Origin of the sequence: Streptomyces sp. NPDC057271, assembly GCF_042668715.1 — a bacterium.
Lineage (GTDB): Bacteria > Actinomycetota > Actinomycetes > Streptomycetales > Streptomycetaceae > Streptomyces.
This window is the reverse complement of record NZ_JBHUYJ010000028.1, coordinates 46,553-62,073: the sequence shown is the minus strand read 5'-3', so window position 1 is coordinate 62,073 and position 15,521 is coordinate 46,553. Positions and strand designations below refer to the sequence as shown.

Below are 15,521 nucleotides of genomic sequence, written 5' to 3'. Positions count from 1 at the left end.
TCCTCGGCTTCACAGGGGCAGGGTGATCCAGATGCTCTTGCCGCGTCCGTCCGCGTCGCCGCGGATCACGGCGGTACCGCCCAGCTCCATGGTCATTTCGGTCACCGTGGCCAGGCCGCTGCCGGGAGCCTTGGCCGGGGCGCCGAACAGCGGCGGCTGGTAGGGGTGGCGGTCGTGGACGGCGAACGCGAACACACCCGGCCCGTGCGCGTAGGTGACCGTGATCGTCGGTGTGACCGTAGCGGCGTGCCGGACCGCGTTGGTGACCAGCTCGGCCAGGATCAGCAGCGCCGGCCCGGTGCTCGGGTGACGCAGGCCGACCCCGCATTCGACCAGTACCAGCTCGGTGGTCTCACGCGCGATCCGTACGGCCGATCCCATCGCGGGCATGGTCAGGACATGCCGGTACGGCAGCGGCGTCGGCCGTGAGGCCGTCATCGGCCCGCCCCGTGGAGGGGGCGGGCGAGGCGGAACCCGGACACCGACTGCGGATGCAGGCGCAGCAGGGTGTCGTGGGGGCCGTGGCTCCACCCGGGCAGGGTGCGCCGGTAGTGGGCGGCCTCGTGAGGGTCGGTGATGACGTCGGCCGGGCCGTGGGCGCTGACGGTCCAGCCGGTCCCGGCAGGCTGCATCTCGTCGACCTGATAGGTCAGCACTGCCCTGGCCAGGGCCGCGGCGGCCTGGACGGGCGCGCGCACGACGAGGCGTCCGTACTCCATGACGTGCGCGGCCGGGCGGATGACGGCCAGCTCACGCTGGAGGTAGACGAGCCTGCCTCGGGTGGAGCCTTCGAGGAGCCAGAGGGCTTCGGTGCCGGAGACCTCGATCATGCGCGAGGCGCTGGGGGCGGTCATCGCGGCGCCTTCCGGATACGGTGCGGGTGGGGGTGGTGCCGGACGGGCAGGAGTCCGGCTTGCTCGAGGTGCTTGCGGGCTCCCGCGATCGCTTCGGGGGTGGTGGCGTATTCGCGGCCCTCGTGCCGGAGGAGTTCGAGGGCGCCGACCGATTCCAGGGCCTGGCGCTGGCCAGGGCGGATACCGGAGGTCATCACGGCGATGCCGCGCCGGTTCAGCTTCTCTACCGCGTCCTTCAGCACGAGGGCGCCGGTGGCGTCCATCGTCGTCACACGCGACATGCGCAGGATGACCACCCGCACGTCGGAGACCTCGGAGAGCTCGAGGAGGAAGCGGTGCGCGCCGGCGAAGAACAGCGGACCGTCGATCCGGTACGCCACGATGTGCTCGGTCAGCAGCCTGTGCTCCTCGTCGCTGTGCTCGCCGGGCAGGTCCGGGCGGAAGTCGACCTGGTCCAGACGGGCCTGGGCCGCCACCGACCGCAGGGCCAGGGCTCCCGCGACGACGAGCCCGATGATCACCGCGTAGACGAGGTCGAGCGCCAGGGTGGCCGCAGCGGTCAGCACGAGGACGACGGCGTCGGAGCGGGTGGCCTTCGCCATGGCGCGCAGCGCGCCGACCTCGACCATCCGTACCGCGGTCGCCAGCAGCACACCGGCGAGCGCGGCGAGCGGGATCTTCGAGACCAGGGGGGCGGCGGCGAACACGATGGCGGCGAGGACGGCGGCGTGGGTGAGGGCGGCGAGACGGGAGGAGGCGCCGGTGCGGACGTTGACCGCGGTCCGGGCGATCGCGGCCGTCGCCGGGACTCCGCCGAACAGCGGGGCGGCCAGGTTGGCGATGCCTTGCCCGAACAGCTCCCTGTCCGGGTCGTGTCGCTGTCCCACCGTCATCCCGTCCGCCACCGTCGCCGACAGCAGTGACTCCAGAGCGGCCAGGGCCGCCACCGCCACCGCCGGAGCGATCAGAGAGCCGAGCGCGGAGACGTCGAGGAAGGCCAGGGACGGGGCCGGGAGCCCGGTGGGAAGGTCCCCGATGAGGGCCGCCGAATCCCGGTGGAAGAGCCGAGCGACGACGGTCGCGGCGATGACCGCGACGATGGAGAACGGGATCGCCGGCCGCCACCTCGCCCCGGCCAGCATCACCGCGGCCACGCCCAGGGAGAGACTGATCGCGGTCCAGTCCGGCGCCGCGACGAACGCCTCCACCGCCCGCCACGCCACGAGAAGGACTCTCTCCCCTTCGGGCTTGGCGACGCCGAGAGCGTTGGGTATCTGCTGGAGGCCGATCACGCACGCGATACCGAGCGTGAAACCCTCCACCACCGGCGCCGGCACGTACCGCATGTACTGCCCCGCCCGCAGCAGCGCCAGCGCGATCAGCAGCACACCGGCCATCAATCCGACCGTCAGCACGCCGCCGGGCCCGAACCGGGCCACGATCGGAACCAGCACCACGGTCATCGCGCCGGTGGGGCCGGACACCTGGAGGTTGGAGCCTCCGAACACCGCGGCCAGCGCGCCGGCGACCACCGCGGTCGCCAGCCCCGCCTCCGCGCCGAGCCCGGAGGACACCCCGAACCCCAGGGCGAGCGGGAGGGCGACGATCGCGACGGTCAGCCCGGCCAGCAGGTCGCGGCGGGGATTTCGTCCCATCAACCGGAAGTCGGCGCGTGCGGGCAGGACGGCGCGCAGACGACGGGCCGCACCGAGCAGAACGGGGTTCACGGAGCCGGAACCTCGCCCTCGCGCAGCTCCTCCAGGAGCTCCGTCTGCCCGGCCAGCACCTCGGTCAGGATCCGCCGGGCCGCGAGCATCAGCTGTGCCACGTCCCCGCCGGCCAGCTCGTAGACCACGGTCGAGCCGTCCCGGGCCGAGGTGACGATCCCCGACCGCCGCAGGACCGCAAGCTGCTGGGACAGAGCCGAGGGCTCGACCTCGATCGCCGCCAGAAGCTCCCGCACCGGCATCGCCCCGGCCTGCAACAGCTCCAGCACACGTATGCGCACCGGGTGCCCGAGCATGCGGAAGAACTCGGCCTTCGCCTGATACAGCGGAACCGGCACGGTCTCTCCTTCGCTCGATCATCCAGCCGCCGACGAATGTCCCGGCTGCGCCCGTGTCTACCTGCGGACACAACAATCTAAGAATGTATGTAATTGCAGATTTTTGCAATTAGCGGCGTCTGTGGTCCGTCGCGGGCTTGCGCTGGTACGTGATGCAGTGGCAGCCGTCGCTCGCCACGTGGGACGTCGGCGCTGTCCGGCGAGAGCGAAGACGCCGCCCTCCAGCCGGGTCGATCGGGTCCGGAGGGCGGCTGGGCGTGGCGAGGCGGTGGCACGGGCCTTGCGTAGGGGCCCTTCCGTCGCCTGTTCAGGCGTCATCAGCCGCGCCGAGCTGACCCGGGCGCTGTGGGGCACGGACGCCACGGACAGCAACACCCTCACCGTGCACATCCGCCGCGTGCGGATGAAGCTGCGGCAGGAGGCCGCGAGCTGCTGCACCATGGACGCGATCCGCGGCCTGGGATACCGGCTGGAGTGCAGCACCGCCAGGACGCCGGCGTCCTGGGACGCCTGACCCGGCCCTCCTTCGAAGGCAGCTAGGCACCCCTTCCGACGGGGGAAGAGGGTGGCGGTGTCCTCGGGGGCGGAACCGGCGGGTCAGGTTCTCTGTGACTCGGCGGGCAGCAGCTCACGGATCAGCTGCTCGATCCGGGCCTCCAGTGCGTCCCCGTGCTCGGGGGAGATTCCCGCCCCGCGCGCCAGGGCGCCGAGCCGATGGTCCGCGAAGCGCTCGACGAGCGTCGGCAGATGGGTGCTCACCCGGGCCTGGACGGTGAGCAGGTCGGCGCACTCGGTCACGTACCGCTCGACGGTCTCGCGTGAGAACGACGCTCGGTGGCGCGCCGCCAAGCGACGGGTGATGCGGCCGAGCAGGGCGCTCGTGTCCCGCAGGGGCGGCATCGACCGCCCGAGGTGAGCCGAATCGTCCACCGGGCACCTCCCTGTGTGCTCCGGAACCGTCCCGGCTCCCATTCGGAATCACAGATGTGTGTCTATGTTCTGGATAGGCGGGACCGAAAGCGAACGCTCGGTGAACAGGTGGTAGGGCCACATTCCAGTGCCCCTTCCGGGGCCGGCGCGCTCGTATGGTGAATAGATGGCTATCACTGCAATAGACGCGTCCCCGGACGTGCGCGCCCCGGAGGCGGAGGCATGCACCCCCCGCCTGGCCTGCCTCCTGATCGACCGGGAGGAGGCGCAGCGGCTGGCGGCCACGCTCAAGGCCGTCGCCGACCCCACCCGGCTGCAGATACTGCGACTGATCGAGCGCTCGCCGGAGGGCGAGGCGTGCGTGTGCGACCTGACCGAGTGCCTGGGCCTGCGGCAGCCGACGGTCAGTCATCATCTGAAGATCATGACCGAGGCCGGGCTGCTGAAACGTGAGCGCCGTGGCACCTGGGCCTGGTTCTCCGTGGATCACGAGGGCCTCCGCCGCGTCCGGGACATCCTGGACCCCGCGACCGCCTGACCGTCCGTCGGGGATAGCGGACCGGAGGCCGGTTCTCGTTCCGCGCCCGTCGGCTACTCGGAGAGGAAGCTCTCCAGCTCCCGCACGAGGGCGGCTTTGGGCTTGGCACCGACGATGGTCTGGGTGACCTCGCCGCCGACGTAGACGTTCATCGTCGGGATGGACATGACGCCGTACGCCGCGGCCGTGTCCGGGTTCTGGTCGATGTTGAGCTTGACGATCTCGATCTTGTCGCCGTGCTCGGCCGCGATGGCCTCCAGGGAGGGTGCGAGCTGGCGGCACGGGCCGCACCACTCGGCCCAGAAGTCGACCAGGACGGGCTTGTCGCTCTTGAGGACGCCGGCCTCGAACGAAGCGTCGGTCACGGTCTTGAGTGTCATGGGTACCTCCTCGTGGGTGTTGTGGTGTGGCCCGGTCCGGGTCAGACCGCGGCCGTGGCCAGGGCGGGGGTTTTGTCGGCGAGGGCGGCGAGGTAGCGCTCGGCGTCGAGTCCCGCCGCGGCGCCGGTGCCGGCGGCGGTGATGGCCTGGCGGTAGGTGTGGTCGACGACGTCGCCGGCGGCGAAGACGCCGGGGAGGTTCGTGCGGGTGGAGGGCGCCTCGACCTTGATGTAGCCCTCGCCGTCCAGGTCGATCTGGTCGGTGAAGAGTTCGGTGCGGGGGTCGTGGCCGATGGCGATGAACAGGCCGGTGACCGCGAGCTCGCGGGTCTTGCCGGTGAAGGTGTCGCGCAGGACGACGCCGCCGAGCATGCCGTTCTCGGCCTTGATCTCCGCGATCTCGCTGTCGAAGGCGAAGGAGATCTTGTCGTCCGCGAAGGCCCGGTTCTGCATGACCTGGGAGGCCCGCAGGTTCGAGCGCCGGTGCACGACGGTGACCGACCTGGCGAAGCGGGTGAGGAAGGTGGCCTCCTCCATGGCGGTGTCGCCACCGCCGACCACGACGACGTCACGGTCGCGGAAGAAGAACCCGTCGCACGTCGCGCACCAGGACACGCCCCGGCCGGACAGCTCGTCCTCGTTCGTCAGGCCGAGCTTGCGGTAGCCGGAGCCGGTCGTGATGATCACGGCCTTCGCCCGGTGGACGGTGCCCTCGGAGTCGGTGACTTCCTTGATCTCGCCGGTCAGGTCGACGGAGACGATGTCGTCGTCGATCATCTCCGCGCCGAACCGCTCGGCCTGAGCCCGCATGTTCTCCATGAGGACCGGGCCGTCGACTCCCTCGGGGAAGCCGGGGAAGTTCTCGACCTCGGTCGTCGTGGTCAGCGAGCCGCCCACGAAGATCGAGCTGCCGAAGAGCAGCGGTTCGAGCTGTGCGCGGGCGGTGTAGAGGGCGGCGGTGTATCCGGCGGGGCCTGATCCGATGATGATGACGTTCCGAATGTCCGACGCCTCAGAGGTCGCGCTCACGCCTTGGGCTCCGGAGCGATCTCCTCGATCAGGCCCTCGACGAGCTTCTTGATCTCGTCGCGGATCGGGCGCACGGCCTCGACGCCCTGACCGGCCGGGTCCTCCAGCGTCCAGTCGAGGTAGCGCTTGCCCGGGAAGACCGGGCAGGTGTCGCCGCAGCCCATGGTGATGCACACGTCGGACGCCTTGACCGCATCGACCGTGAGGATCTTCGGGGTCTCGGCGGTGATGTCGATGCCGACCTCGCGCATCGCCTCGACGGCGGCGGGGTTGACCTGGTCGGCGGGGGCGGAACCGGCGGAGCGGACCTCGACGCGGTCCCCGGCCAGGTGCGACAGCCACGCGGCGGCCATCTGGGAACGGCCGGCGTTGTGGACACAGACGAACAGGACGGAGGGCTTCTCGGACACGGCAGGTCTCTCTTGTCTCGCGACGAAATCAGGCGCAACTGAAATCAGCACCCGGTGGTGTCAGCCACCACTGATGTGAGAGTATCAGTCCATGATGACGTCAGTCGACACTGAGTTGATGCGGGTGCTGGGCGATCCCCTGCGCCTGCAGATCGTGACCCTGCTCGCCCGCGAGATGCTCTGCACCACCCACCTCGTCGAGGAGACCGGTGCCAGGCAGACCAATCTCTCCAACCACCTGAGAGTGCTGCGCGAGGCCGGGGTCGTCGAGACCGAACCGTGCGGCCGGTTCACGTACTACAAGCTCCGCCCGGACGTCATCGCTTCCGTTGCAGGCCAGTTCGCCGATCTGGCCGAGTCCGCCCGTACCGCTGCCGAGAACAAGAGGGCCTGTCCGTGACCCCCACCCAAGCGCCCGCCCCGACCGAGGAGTCCTCGGTCGTCGCGAAGCTTTCGACGCTTGACCGTTTTCTCGCCGTCTGGATCCTGCTGGCCATGGGCCTCGGGCTGGGTCTGGGCCGGCTGATCCCCGGGCTGAACGACGCGCTCGCCAAGGTCGAGATCGGCGGCATCTCCCTGCCGATCGCCGTCGGCCTGCTGATCATGATGTACCCGGTCCTCGCCAAGGTCCGGTACGACAAGCTCGACGCCGTGACGGGCGACAAGAAGCTCATGGTGTCGTCCCTCGTCATCAACTGGATCCTCGGCCCGGCGATCATGTTCGCCCTCGCCTGGATCTTCCTGCCCGACCTGCCCGAGTACCGCACCGGCCTGATCATCGTCGGCCTGGCCCGCTGTATCGCCATGGTCATCATCTGGAACGACCTGGCCTGCGGCGACCGCGAGGCCGCGGCCGTCCTGGTCGCCCTGAACTCGGTCTTCCAGGTCATCGCCTTCGGTCTGCTGGGCTGGTTCTACCTCGACCTGCTGCCGGGCTGGCTGGGCCTCGGCGAGGGCGAGAGCCTCGACATCTCGATGTGGAAGATCGCGCTGAACGTCGTCATCTTCCTCGGTGTCCCGCTCGTCGCCGGCTTCCTGACCCGCCGGATCGGCGAGAAGAAGATGGGCCGCGAGTCCTACGAGCAGAAGTTCCTGCCCAAGATCGGCCCGTGGGCCCTCTACGGCCTGCTCTTCACGATCGTCATCCTCTTCGCCCTGCAGGGGAAGACGATCACGTCGCAGCCGCTGGACGTGGCGCGGATCGCGCTCCCCCTCCTCGTCTACTTCGCGGTGATGTGGTTCGGCACCTTCCTGCTCGGCAAGGCGATCGGCCTCACCTACGACCGCACCGCCACGCTCGCCTTCACAGCCGCCGGCAACAACTTCGAACTGGCCATCGCCGTCGCGATCGCCACCTTCGGCGTCACCTCCGGCCAGGCGCTCTCCGGAGTCGTCGGCCCGCTCATCGAGGTCCCCGTCCTCGTGGCCCTGGTGTACGTCTCGCTGGCCTGGCGGAAGAAGTTCGCGGCCTCGGCCATCACCACCCCCCAGGGGAAGTAGGTCGTCGTACGGCATCATCCGGCTGCCCCGCTGCTCGCAGCGGGGCAGCCGCGTCAGAAGGGATCACCAGGGAATGAGCAGGCGGCACGACGTGGTCGTCATCGGCGGCGGCCAGGCCGGACTCGCGGCCGGCTACCACCTGCGCCGCCTCGGCCTGGACTTCGTCATCCTCGACGCCCAGGCCGCGCCGGGCGGAGCCTGGCAGCGCACCTGGGACTCCCTGCACCTCTTCTCTCCCGCCGCGTTCTCCTCCCTGCCGGGGCGGATCATGCCCCCGCAGCCGGGGGAGACGTACCCCGGCGCCGCGCACGTCGTCGACTACCTGACCGACTACGAGCAGCGCTACGACCTCCCGGTCGTCCGCCCCGTCCAGGTCGAGGCGGTCCACCGGGACGGCGACCGCCTGCGGGTGGAGAGCGCGGCGGAATCCTGGAGCGCCCGGTCGGTGATCAGCGCCACCGGCACCTGGTGGCGTCCGTTCCTGCCCGCGGCCCCCGGGCGTACGGAGTTCAAGGGCGCCCAGCTCCACACGGTCGAGTACCGGCGGCCCGCCGACCTCGCCGGGCAGAAGGTCGTGGTCGTCGGTGGCGGGAACTCCGGCGCCCAGATCGCCGCCGACCTCGCGTACGACACAGACCTGACCTGGGTCACCCAGCGCCCGGCCCGGTTCCTCGCCGACGACATCGACGGCCGTGCCCTCTTCGACCACGCCACGGCCCGCCGGCGCGCCCTGGACGAGGGGCGTACGGACACCGGAGGCGTCGCGTCCCTCGGCGACATCGTCGCCGTCCCGCCCGTACGCGAAGCCCGCGAGGCGGGGCTCCTCAAGGCCCAGCCGATGTTCACCCGCCTCACCGCGACCGGCGTGGAGTGGGCCGACGGCACCCGTGCAGAGGCCGACGCGATCGTCTGGTGCACCGGCTTCCGCCCGGCCCTCTCCCACCTCGCCCCACTCGGCTTGCGGGGCCCGCGCGGTCACATCCCCACGGCGGGTACCCAGTCGCTTCGGGAGCCTCGCCTCCACCTGCTCGGCTACGGCGACTGGACCGGTCCCGCCTCGGCCACCCTCATCGGTGTCGGCCGCCCCGCCCGCGACGCCGCCCGGGCGATCGCGGAGCTGCTCGACCTGCCGCTGACGCACCGCGGCCGACCCTGACGGGACGGCGTCGGTTACGGGGTCTTCGGTGACTGCGGACGAGGATCCTGATGACGGGAGTGAGCGTGCTGAGCGATCTTGAGTGGGCGCCGCAGTCCTGCACGCCGCCCACCGAGGAGCGGCGTGCATGCTCGGGCCGCGCGGTCCGCCGTCGTCGGACAGCAACGGTGAGCGCGGCCCTGCGCGGCGGGCACATCGACTGAGGCTGCCGGGGGCTGCCGGCCGAGCCGGAACGCGGCAACGGCGGCCGGCGTCGTACGGCGGCCACCATGACCGCGCTGCGGGTCATCAGGCCGCTCAGCGGCTCGGGCGCACGCTGGAGGAGTTGCGGAGCCACTGGAGTGCGTTCCGGCGGCCCGGCCTGCTTTCCTGCGGGTCGCGCCCGTTGTGCGACAAGGACGTCACCGACGGTGAGTGATGCCGTACGGCATCATCGACTCGCCGCGTGGGTCAGGGCGGCCAGGCGATCCTCGCCCATGAGTGTGTCGGCCTGCCACGGCACCAGCCATGCGCGGGCTGCCAGCTCATGACGGACGCGGTGCGGCTGCGGACCCTCCCGTGCCGCCCGGGCGCGCAGCACGGGATCCCGGGTGCCGCTGCCCGTCAGTGCCGCGTCGACCACCCAGCCGAACGGCTCGCGTCGTGGCCCCGCGGGCGAGGCCCAGGGCGAGGGCGGCGGCGATGGCGGTCTTGTCCACGCCGCCCTTGCCCATCACGAGTACCGCGCCGGGCGGGCCGGCGGCCGGCTCGTCGACCAACGCCGCGATGGAGGGGAGCGGCGTCTCCTGCCCGTCGGCGTGCGCGTCGCCGTCGGCGTGGGCGGCCACGATGGCGCCGGTGGGGGCACGGGGCCCAGCACGGGACCCCTGACCTCGGACCGGCGAGCGAAGTGCGGCGACCCGCGCACAGGACAAGACCGGCCGATGGAGCCCGCCGCACCCATGCCGCACTCCCGCACGCATTCCCGCAGCGCCGCGGAACCCCGTTGGAGGTGGTGCGGGGGTGTTCTTTCGTGATCACTGCCGCCTCTTGAACAGGTGGGGATGGGGTTGCTGGGTGGCGGCGGGGCTCCCACTGTGCTCGGCGTCGTAGCAGATGACGCAGGTGATGCGGCGCGCGGGAAGCGAGAGGGCGGAGACCCCCATTCCGGCGTTATGGGTGATCTGCTCGGCGGTGACGACGTGGGCGTGCTCGGCGCACACGGCGGCGCCGCAGTGGCGGCACACGGCCGTCGCGGGGACGGTCTTCCCTTCCTGGGCGCAGTCGTAGCAGTTCACGGTTACCCCTTCCCTCATGTCGATGCCGACCGGAGACACGGCCCAGATCGCACCGGGCTGGACGGCACGCGCCAGCAGGGCCCGAGCGGTGCGAAAGCGGTGGTGACCGCGGCCGGACCGAGCGCGCGTCGCCAGTCGATCCGTCGGTCATGACGAGCACAGCACCGTCGATCGGGCGCCCCCTGGTCGTTCCAGTGCCGATTGGAGCATCCGTTTCGATACTCCACCGCCCACGACGCCCTGTAAGGGGCCATGCGTACCCGTTTCCTGGGGCCGGGTGGCCCCAGGGACCGTCACCCCGGGCCAGCGGTCTGTCGCAGAGAACGCGGAGGCGGGCCCCTGAGTCAGGACAGCGTGCTGACGACCTCGCGCACCTGCGTCGCGACAGACTCGGGCAGCGGCGCGTAGTGAATGGCGTGCAGCTCCTCCTGGCCTTCCCGGCTGGCGGTGTAGGCGAGGAAGGACTTGAGCGCCGGCAGGCTCTCGGGGGCGTTGCCGGTGTCGCACACGATCTCGTACGTCACGAGGACGATGGGGTACGCGCTCTCGGCGGAGGTCTTGTAGTCGAACTTCAGCCGCAGGTCCTTGCCTTCGCCCACCACCTCCGCAGAGGCGATACCCTTCGAGGCCGTCTCCGTGGTGGGGGCGACCGGCTCGGCGGCGCCGGTGGCGATGCGCACCGTATCGATCTTCCGCTTCACCGCGAACGACAGCTCGAAGTAGCCGATGGAGCCGTCGGCCTGCATCACCCCGGTGGCGACCGCATCCGATCCGTTGGCCGAATGGCCGCCTCTCGCCTGCCACTTCTTCTCAGCCGGGTACGGCCAGCGGTCACCGGCCGCGCCCTTGAAGTACGCGTTGAGGTTCTGGGTCGTGCCGGAGTCGTCCGCGCGGTGGATGGCGACAATGGGCAGTTCCGGAAGCTTGACGCCCGGGTTGAGCTCCTGGATCGCCGAGTGGTTCCACTTCGTGATCCGGGTGTCGAAGATGCGGGCGAGCGTGGGAGCGTCCAGAACGAGATCGGTCACGCCGGGGATGTTGTAACCGATGGCGACGGGCCCGCCGACCATCGGCAGGTCGATCGCCTGCCCGCCCTGACACATCTGCTGCGAGATCTTGCGGTCCTCTTCGGTCAGCGCCTCATCCGTACCCCCGAACGTCGTGGCGCCGCGCTGGAACTGGGCGACCCCGGCGCCTGAGCCGAGCGGGTTGTAGACGAGCTGGACACCGTCACAGGAACGCTGGTACTGCTGCATCCACCGCTTCATCGCGTTCTGCTGCGCGGTGGAACCAGACCCGCGCACCTGCCCGCCGTCGGGACAGTCGATGTCAGGGACCGGCTCTTCCGCGACCGACTTCGCGTCGCCGCCGCCACATGCGCCGAGCGCCAGCACGCCTGCCGCCACGGCGGCCACCGCCTTCCACCGCCTGGTTCGTACTGAAAGCCGGAACTGCACCTTGATCCCCCTGGGGTATGCGGATGACCGGGCGAGGACCGTACCGGCGCCCTGGTGTATAGATGCTCACCGATATCCGAGAGAGAGGGGTGGCACGCAGCGGAACAGCAGGCATCGCACGGGTGACATCGCGGTGATCGCGACGGCTGTCGGAACTGGGCCGTCAGGCAAGGTCGGTGGACGCGAGGGTGACGGCGTTCGGCGAGGACGACGTCGCGCCGGACATCGTGGTGACAGCCGATCGTTCCTTGCCCAGCGGAGTGCCCCCGAGGCCTGGGCTGTTCATCGATCGCCGACCACAGTCGGCAACCCGCTGGGGAGAACGGGGGTGGGCCGGCCGTCACCGTCGCAGGCGGCCCAGGATGTGGCCGGCGTCGCGCCCGACGCCTCGGAGGGTCTTGGACGAGAAGCTGCGCTGGAACTCCATCCCTATGAATCCGAGCCCGGGCGCCGTGGTGGCGACACCACCGCGGTGGAGCGGTCGTCCCTCGGCGTCCAGCACCCCGCTGCACTCCAGGTAGGGGAAGGCGGGGCGGTATCCGGTGGCGAGCACGACGGCGTCCACGGGCTCCTTCGTTCCGTCAGCCCAGACCACCCCCTCCGTGGTGAAGCGGCTGAACATCTCGCGCCGGTCCACTCCGTGCCGTTCGAGGGCTCCACGGTAGGTGCCGTCGTCGAGTACGGAGACGGGAGCCCTCGTCAGCAGCCGCCTGATCGGTGCGACGTCGAGGCCGCTGCGCCTGAGCCACCAGTGCAGGTCGCGGCCGAACGGGCGCTGTGCCATCCAGCCGACGGGGCGTCGCGTCGCCAGCGTCACGTCGGCGACGGCGCCCAGCTCGGCGGCGATCTGGATCGCGGAGTTGCCGCCGCCCACGACCAGGACCCTCGCCCTGGGGCCTCGCCCTGGGGGGATCCTCAGGGCGGTGAATCGGCCAGGACCACGGTAGTCGGCGGCGTGCAGGACGTCACCGCCGAACTCCCCGCTCCCGGGAATGGCCGGCATGTGCGGATGTCCGTAGTCGCCGGTCGCGGCGATGGCCGCGGGCGCGGTCCACTCCACACCGTCGTCGGCGCGCACGGTCCAGGCTCCTGCCGCGGGCACCACAGAGGAGACCGTCGTCGAGGTCCTGATCTCCGCGGGCACACGACCGGCGTACGCACGCAGGTAGTCCACGACCTCGTCCCGCGTGGGGTAGCGATCGGGGTCGCCAGGGAAGCGCATCCCGGGCAGAGCCGAGTACCGGGCCGGGGAGAACAGGGTGAGGCTGTCGTAGTAGAGCGGCCACGCGCCGCCGGGCTGCTCCGCCGCTTCCAGGACGAGAGTGCGGGTGAAGCCGTGGCGGGGCGCGAGGGCCGCAGCGGCCAGCCCGGACTGCCCGGCGCCGATGATGACGAGATCGGGATCCTTCATGAGATCGTGGTACTCCAGACAGTCGTTATTTCGGGAAGTGACGAAATGATGGATGCGGCCACGGCCGACTTCCTCAGGGCCCTGGCCGGCGAGACCCGCCAGAAGGTGATGCAGCAGTTCACCGGGGGCGTGGAGCTGACGGTCGGGGAGATCGCCGAACGCTGTGGACTCAAGCCGTCGACAGCGTCGGAACACCTGAGCCTGCTCCGGCGTGGCGGCCTGGTCCTCTCCCGCAAGGAGGGGAAGCAGGTCTACTACCGCGCCGACGGTGCCACGATGGCCAGTCGCCTCGACTCGCTCAAGGGCTACCTCGCGCGCTGCTGCCCGCCCGGCTGTGGAGCCTGACGGGTCCCCGACGTGCCCGTCAGCGGTTGTCGAGGAGTGTGGACATGGCGGCGACCACGGACGGTTCCACCCGGTAGTACACCCATGTGCCGCGCCGCTCCGAGGTCAGCAGGCCGGCCTCACGCAGCTTCTTCAGGTGGTGGGAGACGGTGGGCTGTGAGACGCCGACGTCGGCGATGTCGCAGACGCACGCCTCGCCGTCGGGATGCGAGGCGACCTTCGAGAACAGTCGCAGCCGCACCGGGTCGGCGAGGGCCTTGAACATCACGGCCATCTTCTCCGCGTCCGCCTGTGACAGCTCGGCCGAGGTGATCGGCGGGCAGCACGGAGTCACCTGCTCGGTCTGGACGACCGGAAGCCCCACCAGTGAATTCGACATATGTCTATGTTGACAGCTGTCGATGCGAGTGGCAAGCTCCAGGCGTAGAAGGACATCGACAAGCATCGAAACAAGGGGCTCGCTGTGATCGCCGGTTTCCGAAGCGCCATCCATGCCACCGGCGCTCGCCGCTCGGCCCGGCAGGACGCCGACGTCCAGTTCTGCGACGGCTGCGCCGAAATCCGCGGCAGCGCCTGCCGCGCCGCCGCGCACCCCCGCCGTACCCGGGCGTCGGCCCTCGCCTTCGGTCCTCGCTGATCCAGTCCCGAACGCCATCTCTGCCACCCCCCGCGTTGAGGAGAACACCCGTCATGAGCGAGCAGCAGCTTCCCGTCGTCGTCATCGGTGCCGGCCCGGCCGGTCTCGCCGCCGCCGCCCACCTTGTCGAGCGTGGCCTCGAGCCCCTGGTCCTGGAAGCGGGGCCCGCCGCCGGCAGCGCGGTGCGCGAGTGGGGCCACGTGCGACTGTTCTCCACCTGGTCCGAGGTCGTGGACCCGGCCGCCGAGAAGCTCCTCGCACCGACCGGCTGGGTGAAGCCGGACGGTGCGACGTACCCGTCCGGCGCCGACTGGGCCGATCGGTACCTGCAGCCGCTGGCCGACGTACTCGGCGACAAGGTCCGCTACGGCGCGACCGTGACCGGCGTCTCCCGCGTCGGCCGCGACCGGATCGTCGACGCCGACCGCGAGACTCAGCCCTTCACGGTGCAGATCCAGCTCGCCGACGGCTCCGAGCAGCGGCTCCTCGCCCGCGCGGTCGTCGACGCCTCCGGCACCTGGGCCACGCCCAGCCCGATCGGCGGCAACGGCCTCCCGGCCCTCGGCGAGAAGGCGGCGTCCGGCCGGATCTCGTACCGCATCCCGGACCTCAAGAACCCTGCCGTGCGAGCCCGTTACGCCGGGAAGCGCACCGCCGTCATCGGCTCCGGCGCCTCCGCCTTCACCGCCCTCGCCACGCTCGCCGACCTCGCGAAGTCCCACGACGGCACCGGCACCCACGCGGTCTGGATCCTGCGCCGCGGCATCTCCGGCTCCACCTTCGGCGGCGGCACCGCCGACCAGCTCCCCGCCCGCGGCGCACTCGGCCTCGCAGCCAAGGCCGCCGTCGACGAGGGTCACGCCGACGCCGTCACCGGCTTCCGCACCGAGGCCATCGAGCGCGACGGCGAGCGGCTCGTCCTCGTTGGCGACGACGGTCACCGGCTCGACCCGGTCGACGAGCTCATCGTCCTCACCGGCCTGCGACCGGACCTGTCCTTCCTCTCCGAACTCCGCCTCCGCCTCGACGAGCGCCTGCAGGCCCCCATCGAGCTGGCCCCGCTCATCGACCCCAACCAGCACTCCTGTGGCACCGTCTACCCGCACGGCGTGAACGAGCTCTCCCACCCGGAGAAGGACGTCTACCTCGTCGGCATGAAGTCGTACGGCCGCGCCCCGACGTTCCTCGCCATGACCGGTTACGAGCAGGTCCGCTCCATCGCCGCCGCCCTCGCCGGAGACCAGGAAGCCGCCGAGCGCGTCGAACTCACCCTGCCCGAGACGGGTGTCTGTGGCGGCGCCGGCCTCTTCGACGAGCCCGTGGCGAACCAGACCGACGGCGGCGGCTGCTGTGCCGCCCCCGCCACCCTCACCATCGGCATCGGAGCCCCGGCGTCCTCCGCGGGCTGCTGACCATCGTGCCCGACACCGAGGCAGGCGTGGGGGGGGAAAAGAAAGGGGGGGGGGGGGGGGGAAAAGGGGGGAGCACCACCCCCCTCTCCCACCCCACCCCCAAACGGGGGGGGGGCCCCTC

At 70.9% G+C, this 15,521-nt stretch carries 22 protein-coding genes; 9 read left to right on the top strand and 13 right to left on the bottom strand.

Going from position 1 to position 15,521, the window contains the following annotated elements; genetic code table 11:
• Positions 1-9: 9 nt before the first annotated feature.
• The 4 genes from ACFUJR_RS16005 to ACFUJR_RS15990 form a co-directional block, all read right to left on the bottom strand.
• Positions 10-438: an ATP-binding protein gene (locus ACFUJR_RS16005; RefSeq protein WP_383176591.1), complete on the bottom strand. Its 429-nt coding sequence runs from the start codon at positions 436-438 to the stop codon at positions 10-12.
• Positions 435-854, bottom strand: a complete 420-nt coding sequence (locus ACFUJR_RS16000) for a pyridoxamine 5'-phosphate oxidase family protein (RefSeq protein ID WP_383176594.1) — start codon at positions 852-854, stop codon at positions 435-437. Before ACFUJR_RS16000 ends, ACFUJR_RS16005 begins: the two co-directional genes overlap by 4 nt.
• Positions 851-2,509, bottom strand: a complete 1,659-nt coding sequence (locus ACFUJR_RS15995) for a SulP family inorganic anion transporter (protein WP_383176650.1) — start codon at positions 2,507-2,509, stop codon at positions 851-853. Before ACFUJR_RS15995 ends, ACFUJR_RS16000 begins: the two co-directional genes overlap by 4 nt.
• Positions 2,510-2,577: 68 nt before the next feature.
• The gene (locus ACFUJR_RS15990) at positions 2,578-2,919 is read right to left on the bottom strand and encodes an ArsR/SmtB family transcription factor (RefSeq protein ID WP_383176597.1); all 342 of its coding nucleotides are present in this window, start codon (positions 2,917-2,919) and stop codon (positions 2,578-2,580) included.
• Positions 2,920-3,199: 280 nt separating this feature from the next.
• On the opposite strand from ACFUJR_RS15990, the gene ACFUJR_RS15985 reads away from it, so the two are divergent.
• Positions 3,200-3,433, top strand: coding sequence for a helix-turn-helix domain-containing protein (locus ACFUJR_RS15985; RefSeq protein WP_383176600.1), 234 nt, complete (start codon positions 3,200-3,202; stop codon positions 3,431-3,433).
• Between the two features lie 83 nt (positions 3,434-3,516).
• Here the strand turns inward: ACFUJR_RS15985 and ACFUJR_RS15980 are convergent, their stop codons facing one another.
• Positions 3,517-3,849, bottom strand: coding sequence for a three-helix bundle dimerization domain-containing protein (locus tag ACFUJR_RS15980; RefSeq protein WP_383176603.1), 333 nt, complete (start codon positions 3,847-3,849; stop codon positions 3,517-3,519).
• 166 nt (positions 3,850-4,015) lie between these two features.
• Between ACFUJR_RS15980 and ACFUJR_RS15975 the strand changes: the two genes are divergently transcribed.
• Entirely contained in the window at positions 4,016-4,387 is a 372-nt protein-coding gene (locus ACFUJR_RS15975) for an ArsR/SmtB family transcription factor (RefSeq protein WP_383176606.1), read from the top strand.
• 53 nt (positions 4,388-4,440) lie between these two features.
• Here ACFUJR_RS15975 and trxA read toward each other — a convergent pair whose 3' ends face one another.
• The 3 genes from trxA to ACFUJR_RS15960 are packed head-to-tail and all read right to left on the bottom strand — an operon-like array spanning position 4,441 to position 6,205.
• Positions 4,441-4,767, bottom strand: a complete 327-nt coding sequence (gene trxA / locus ACFUJR_RS15970; protein WP_383176608.1) for a thioredoxin — start codon at positions 4,765-4,767, stop codon at positions 4,441-4,443.
• 41 nt (positions 4,768-4,808) lie between these two features.
• On the bottom strand, positions 4,809-5,795 hold the full coding sequence (trxB, locus tag ACFUJR_RS15965) for a thioredoxin-disulfide reductase (protein WP_383176611.1): 987 nt from the start codon (positions 5,793-5,795) through the stop codon (positions 4,809-4,811).
• A complete protein-coding gene (locus tag ACFUJR_RS15960) occupies positions 5,792-6,205 on the bottom strand; it encodes an arsenate reductase ArsC (RefSeq protein ID WP_383176614.1) in 414 nt (137 codons plus the stop codon). Before ACFUJR_RS15960 ends, trxB begins: the two co-directional genes overlap by 4 nt.
• Positions 6,206-6,296: 91 nt before the next feature.
• Between ACFUJR_RS15960 and ACFUJR_RS15955 the strand changes: the two genes are divergently transcribed.
• The 4 genes from ACFUJR_RS15955 to ACFUJR_RS15940 all read left to right on the top strand — a co-directional run bounded on the left by ACFUJR_RS15955 (position 6,297) and on the right by ACFUJR_RS15940 (position 9,064).
• Complete coding sequence (locus ACFUJR_RS15955) at positions 6,297-6,605, top strand: ArsR/SmtB family transcription factor (protein WP_383176617.1); 309 nt, start codon at positions 6,297-6,299, stop codon at positions 6,603-6,605.
• The gene (gene arsB / locus ACFUJR_RS15950; RefSeq protein ID WP_383176620.1) at positions 6,602-7,705 is read left to right on the top strand and encodes an ACR3 family arsenite efflux transporter; all 1,104 of its coding nucleotides are present in this window, start codon (positions 6,602-6,604) and stop codon (positions 7,703-7,705) included. The genes ACFUJR_RS15955 and arsB overlap by 4 nt, the downstream gene beginning before the upstream one ends.
• 73 nt (positions 7,706-7,778) lie before the next feature.
• A complete protein-coding gene (locus ACFUJR_RS15945; RefSeq protein WP_383176623.1) occupies positions 7,779-8,861 on the top strand; it encodes an ArsO family NAD(P)H-dependent flavin-containing monooxygenase in 1,083 nt (360 codons plus the stop codon).
• Positions 8,862-8,911: 50 nt separating this feature from the next.
• Positions 8,912-9,064: a hypothetical protein gene (locus ACFUJR_RS15940; protein WP_383176626.1), complete on the top strand. Its 153-nt coding sequence runs from the start codon at positions 8,912-8,914 to the stop codon at positions 9,062-9,064.
• A gap of 321 nt (positions 9,065-9,385) precedes the next feature.
• On the opposite strand, the gene ACFUJR_RS15935 is transcribed toward ACFUJR_RS15940, so the two are convergent.
• The 4 genes from ACFUJR_RS15935 to ACFUJR_RS15920 all read right to left on the bottom strand — a co-directional run bounded on the left by ACFUJR_RS15935 (position 9,386) and on the right by ACFUJR_RS15920 (position 13,006).
• Positions 9,386-9,688, bottom strand: a complete 303-nt coding sequence (locus tag ACFUJR_RS15935; protein WP_383176629.1) for a hypothetical protein — start codon at positions 9,686-9,688, stop codon at positions 9,386-9,388.
• 189 nt (positions 9,689-9,877) lie between these two features.
• Positions 9,878-10,138 carry a DUF2180 family protein gene (locus ACFUJR_RS15930; protein ID WP_383176632.1) on the bottom strand — a complete coding sequence of 87 codons (261 nt, stop codon included), beginning with the start codon at positions 10,136-10,138 and terminating at the stop codon, positions 9,878-9,880.
• 344 nt (positions 10,139-10,482) lie between these two features.
• Positions 10,483-11,544 (bottom strand): phosphate ABC transporter substrate-binding protein PstS, encoded by a 1,062-nt coding sequence (gene pstS, locus ACFUJR_RS15925; RefSeq protein ID WP_383176635.1) that lies wholly within the window; start codon positions 11,542-11,544, stop codon positions 10,483-10,485.
• 391 nt (positions 11,545-11,935) lie between these two features.
• Complete coding sequence (locus ACFUJR_RS15920) at positions 11,936-13,006, bottom strand: flavin-containing monooxygenase (RefSeq protein ID WP_383176637.1); 1,071 nt, start codon at positions 13,004-13,006, stop codon at positions 11,936-11,938.
• 45 nt (positions 13,007-13,051) lie between these two features.
• On the opposite strand from ACFUJR_RS15920, the gene ACFUJR_RS15915 reads away from it, so the two are divergent.
• Positions 13,052-13,351, top strand: a complete 300-nt coding sequence (locus tag ACFUJR_RS15915) for an ArsR/SmtB family transcription factor (protein WP_383176640.1) — start codon at positions 13,052-13,054, stop codon at positions 13,349-13,351.
• A gap of 19 nt (positions 13,352-13,370) precedes the next feature.
• Here the strand turns inward: ACFUJR_RS15915 and ACFUJR_RS15910 are convergent, their stop codons facing one another.
• Entirely contained in the window at positions 13,371-13,730 is a 360-nt protein-coding gene (locus ACFUJR_RS15910) for a metalloregulator ArsR/SmtB family transcription factor (protein ID WP_383176643.1), read from the bottom strand.
• Positions 13,731-13,814: 84 nt separating this feature from the next.
• Between ACFUJR_RS15910 and ACFUJR_RS15905 the strand changes: the two genes are divergently transcribed.
• Together ACFUJR_RS15905 and ACFUJR_RS15900 are read left to right on the top strand one after the other, a co-directional pair.
• Positions 13,815-13,988: a hypothetical protein gene (locus tag ACFUJR_RS15905; protein ID WP_383176646.1), complete on the top strand. Its 174-nt coding sequence runs from the start codon at positions 13,815-13,817 to the stop codon at positions 13,986-13,988.
• Positions 13,989-14,041: 53 nt separating this feature from the next.
• On the top strand, positions 14,042-15,400 hold the full coding sequence (locus ACFUJR_RS15900; RefSeq protein WP_383176648.1) for an FAD-dependent oxidoreductase: 1,359 nt from the start codon (positions 14,042-14,044) through the stop codon (positions 15,398-15,400).
• Positions 15,401-15,521: the final 121 nt, after the last annotated feature.

What these genes read in the sequence shown, in the direction of transcription:
- ACFUJR_RS15940 (WP_383176626.1), top strand. Translation starts at nt 8,912, where the DNA reads ATGACGGGAGTGAGCGTGCTGAGCGATCTTGAGTGGGCGCCGCAGTCC.
- ACFUJR_RS15945 (WP_383176623.1), top strand. Translation starts at nt 7,779, where the DNA reads ATGAGCAGGCGGCACGACGTGGTCGTCATCGGCGGCGGCCAGGCCGGA.
- ACFUJR_RS15900 (WP_383176648.1), top strand. Translation starts at nt 14,042, where the DNA reads ATGAGCGAGCAGCAGCTTCCCGTCGTCGTCATCGGTGCCGGCCCGGCC.
- ACFUJR_RS15955 (WP_383176617.1), top strand. Translation starts at nt 6,297, where the DNA reads ATGATGACGTCAGTCGACACTGAGTTGATGCGGGTGCTGGGCGATCCC.
- ACFUJR_RS15975 (WP_383176606.1), top strand. Translation starts at nt 4,016, where the DNA reads ATGGCTATCACTGCAATAGACGCGTCCCCGGACGTGCGCGCCCCGGAG.
- ACFUJR_RS16005 (WP_383176591.1), bottom strand. Translation starts at nt 438, where the DNA reads ATGACGGCCTCACGGCCGACGCCGCTGCCGTACCGGCATGTCCTGACC.
- ACFUJR_RS15920 (WP_383176637.1), bottom strand. Translation starts at nt 13,006, where the DNA reads ATGAAGGATCCCGATCTCGTCATCATCGGCGCCGGGCAGTCCGGGCTG.
- ACFUJR_RS16000 (WP_383176594.1), bottom strand. Translation starts at nt 854, where the DNA reads ATGACCGCCCCCAGCGCCTCGCGCATGATCGAGGTCTCCGGCACCGAA.
- ACFUJR_RS15995 (WP_383176650.1), bottom strand. Translation starts at nt 2,509, where the DNA reads ATGGGACGAAATCCCCGCCGCGACCTGCTGGCCGGGCTGACCGTCGCG.
- ACFUJR_RS15915 (WP_383176640.1), top strand. Translation starts at nt 13,052, where the DNA reads ATGATGGATGCGGCCACGGCCGACTTCCTCAGGGCCCTGGCCGGCGAG.
- trxA (WP_383176608.1), bottom strand. Translation starts at nt 4,767, where the DNA reads ATGACACTCAAGACCGTGACCGACGCTTCGTTCGAGGCCGGCGTCCTC.
- ACFUJR_RS15910 (WP_383176643.1), bottom strand. Translation starts at nt 13,730, where the DNA reads ATGTCGAATTCACTGGTGGGGCTTCCGGTCGTCCAGACCGAGCAGGTG.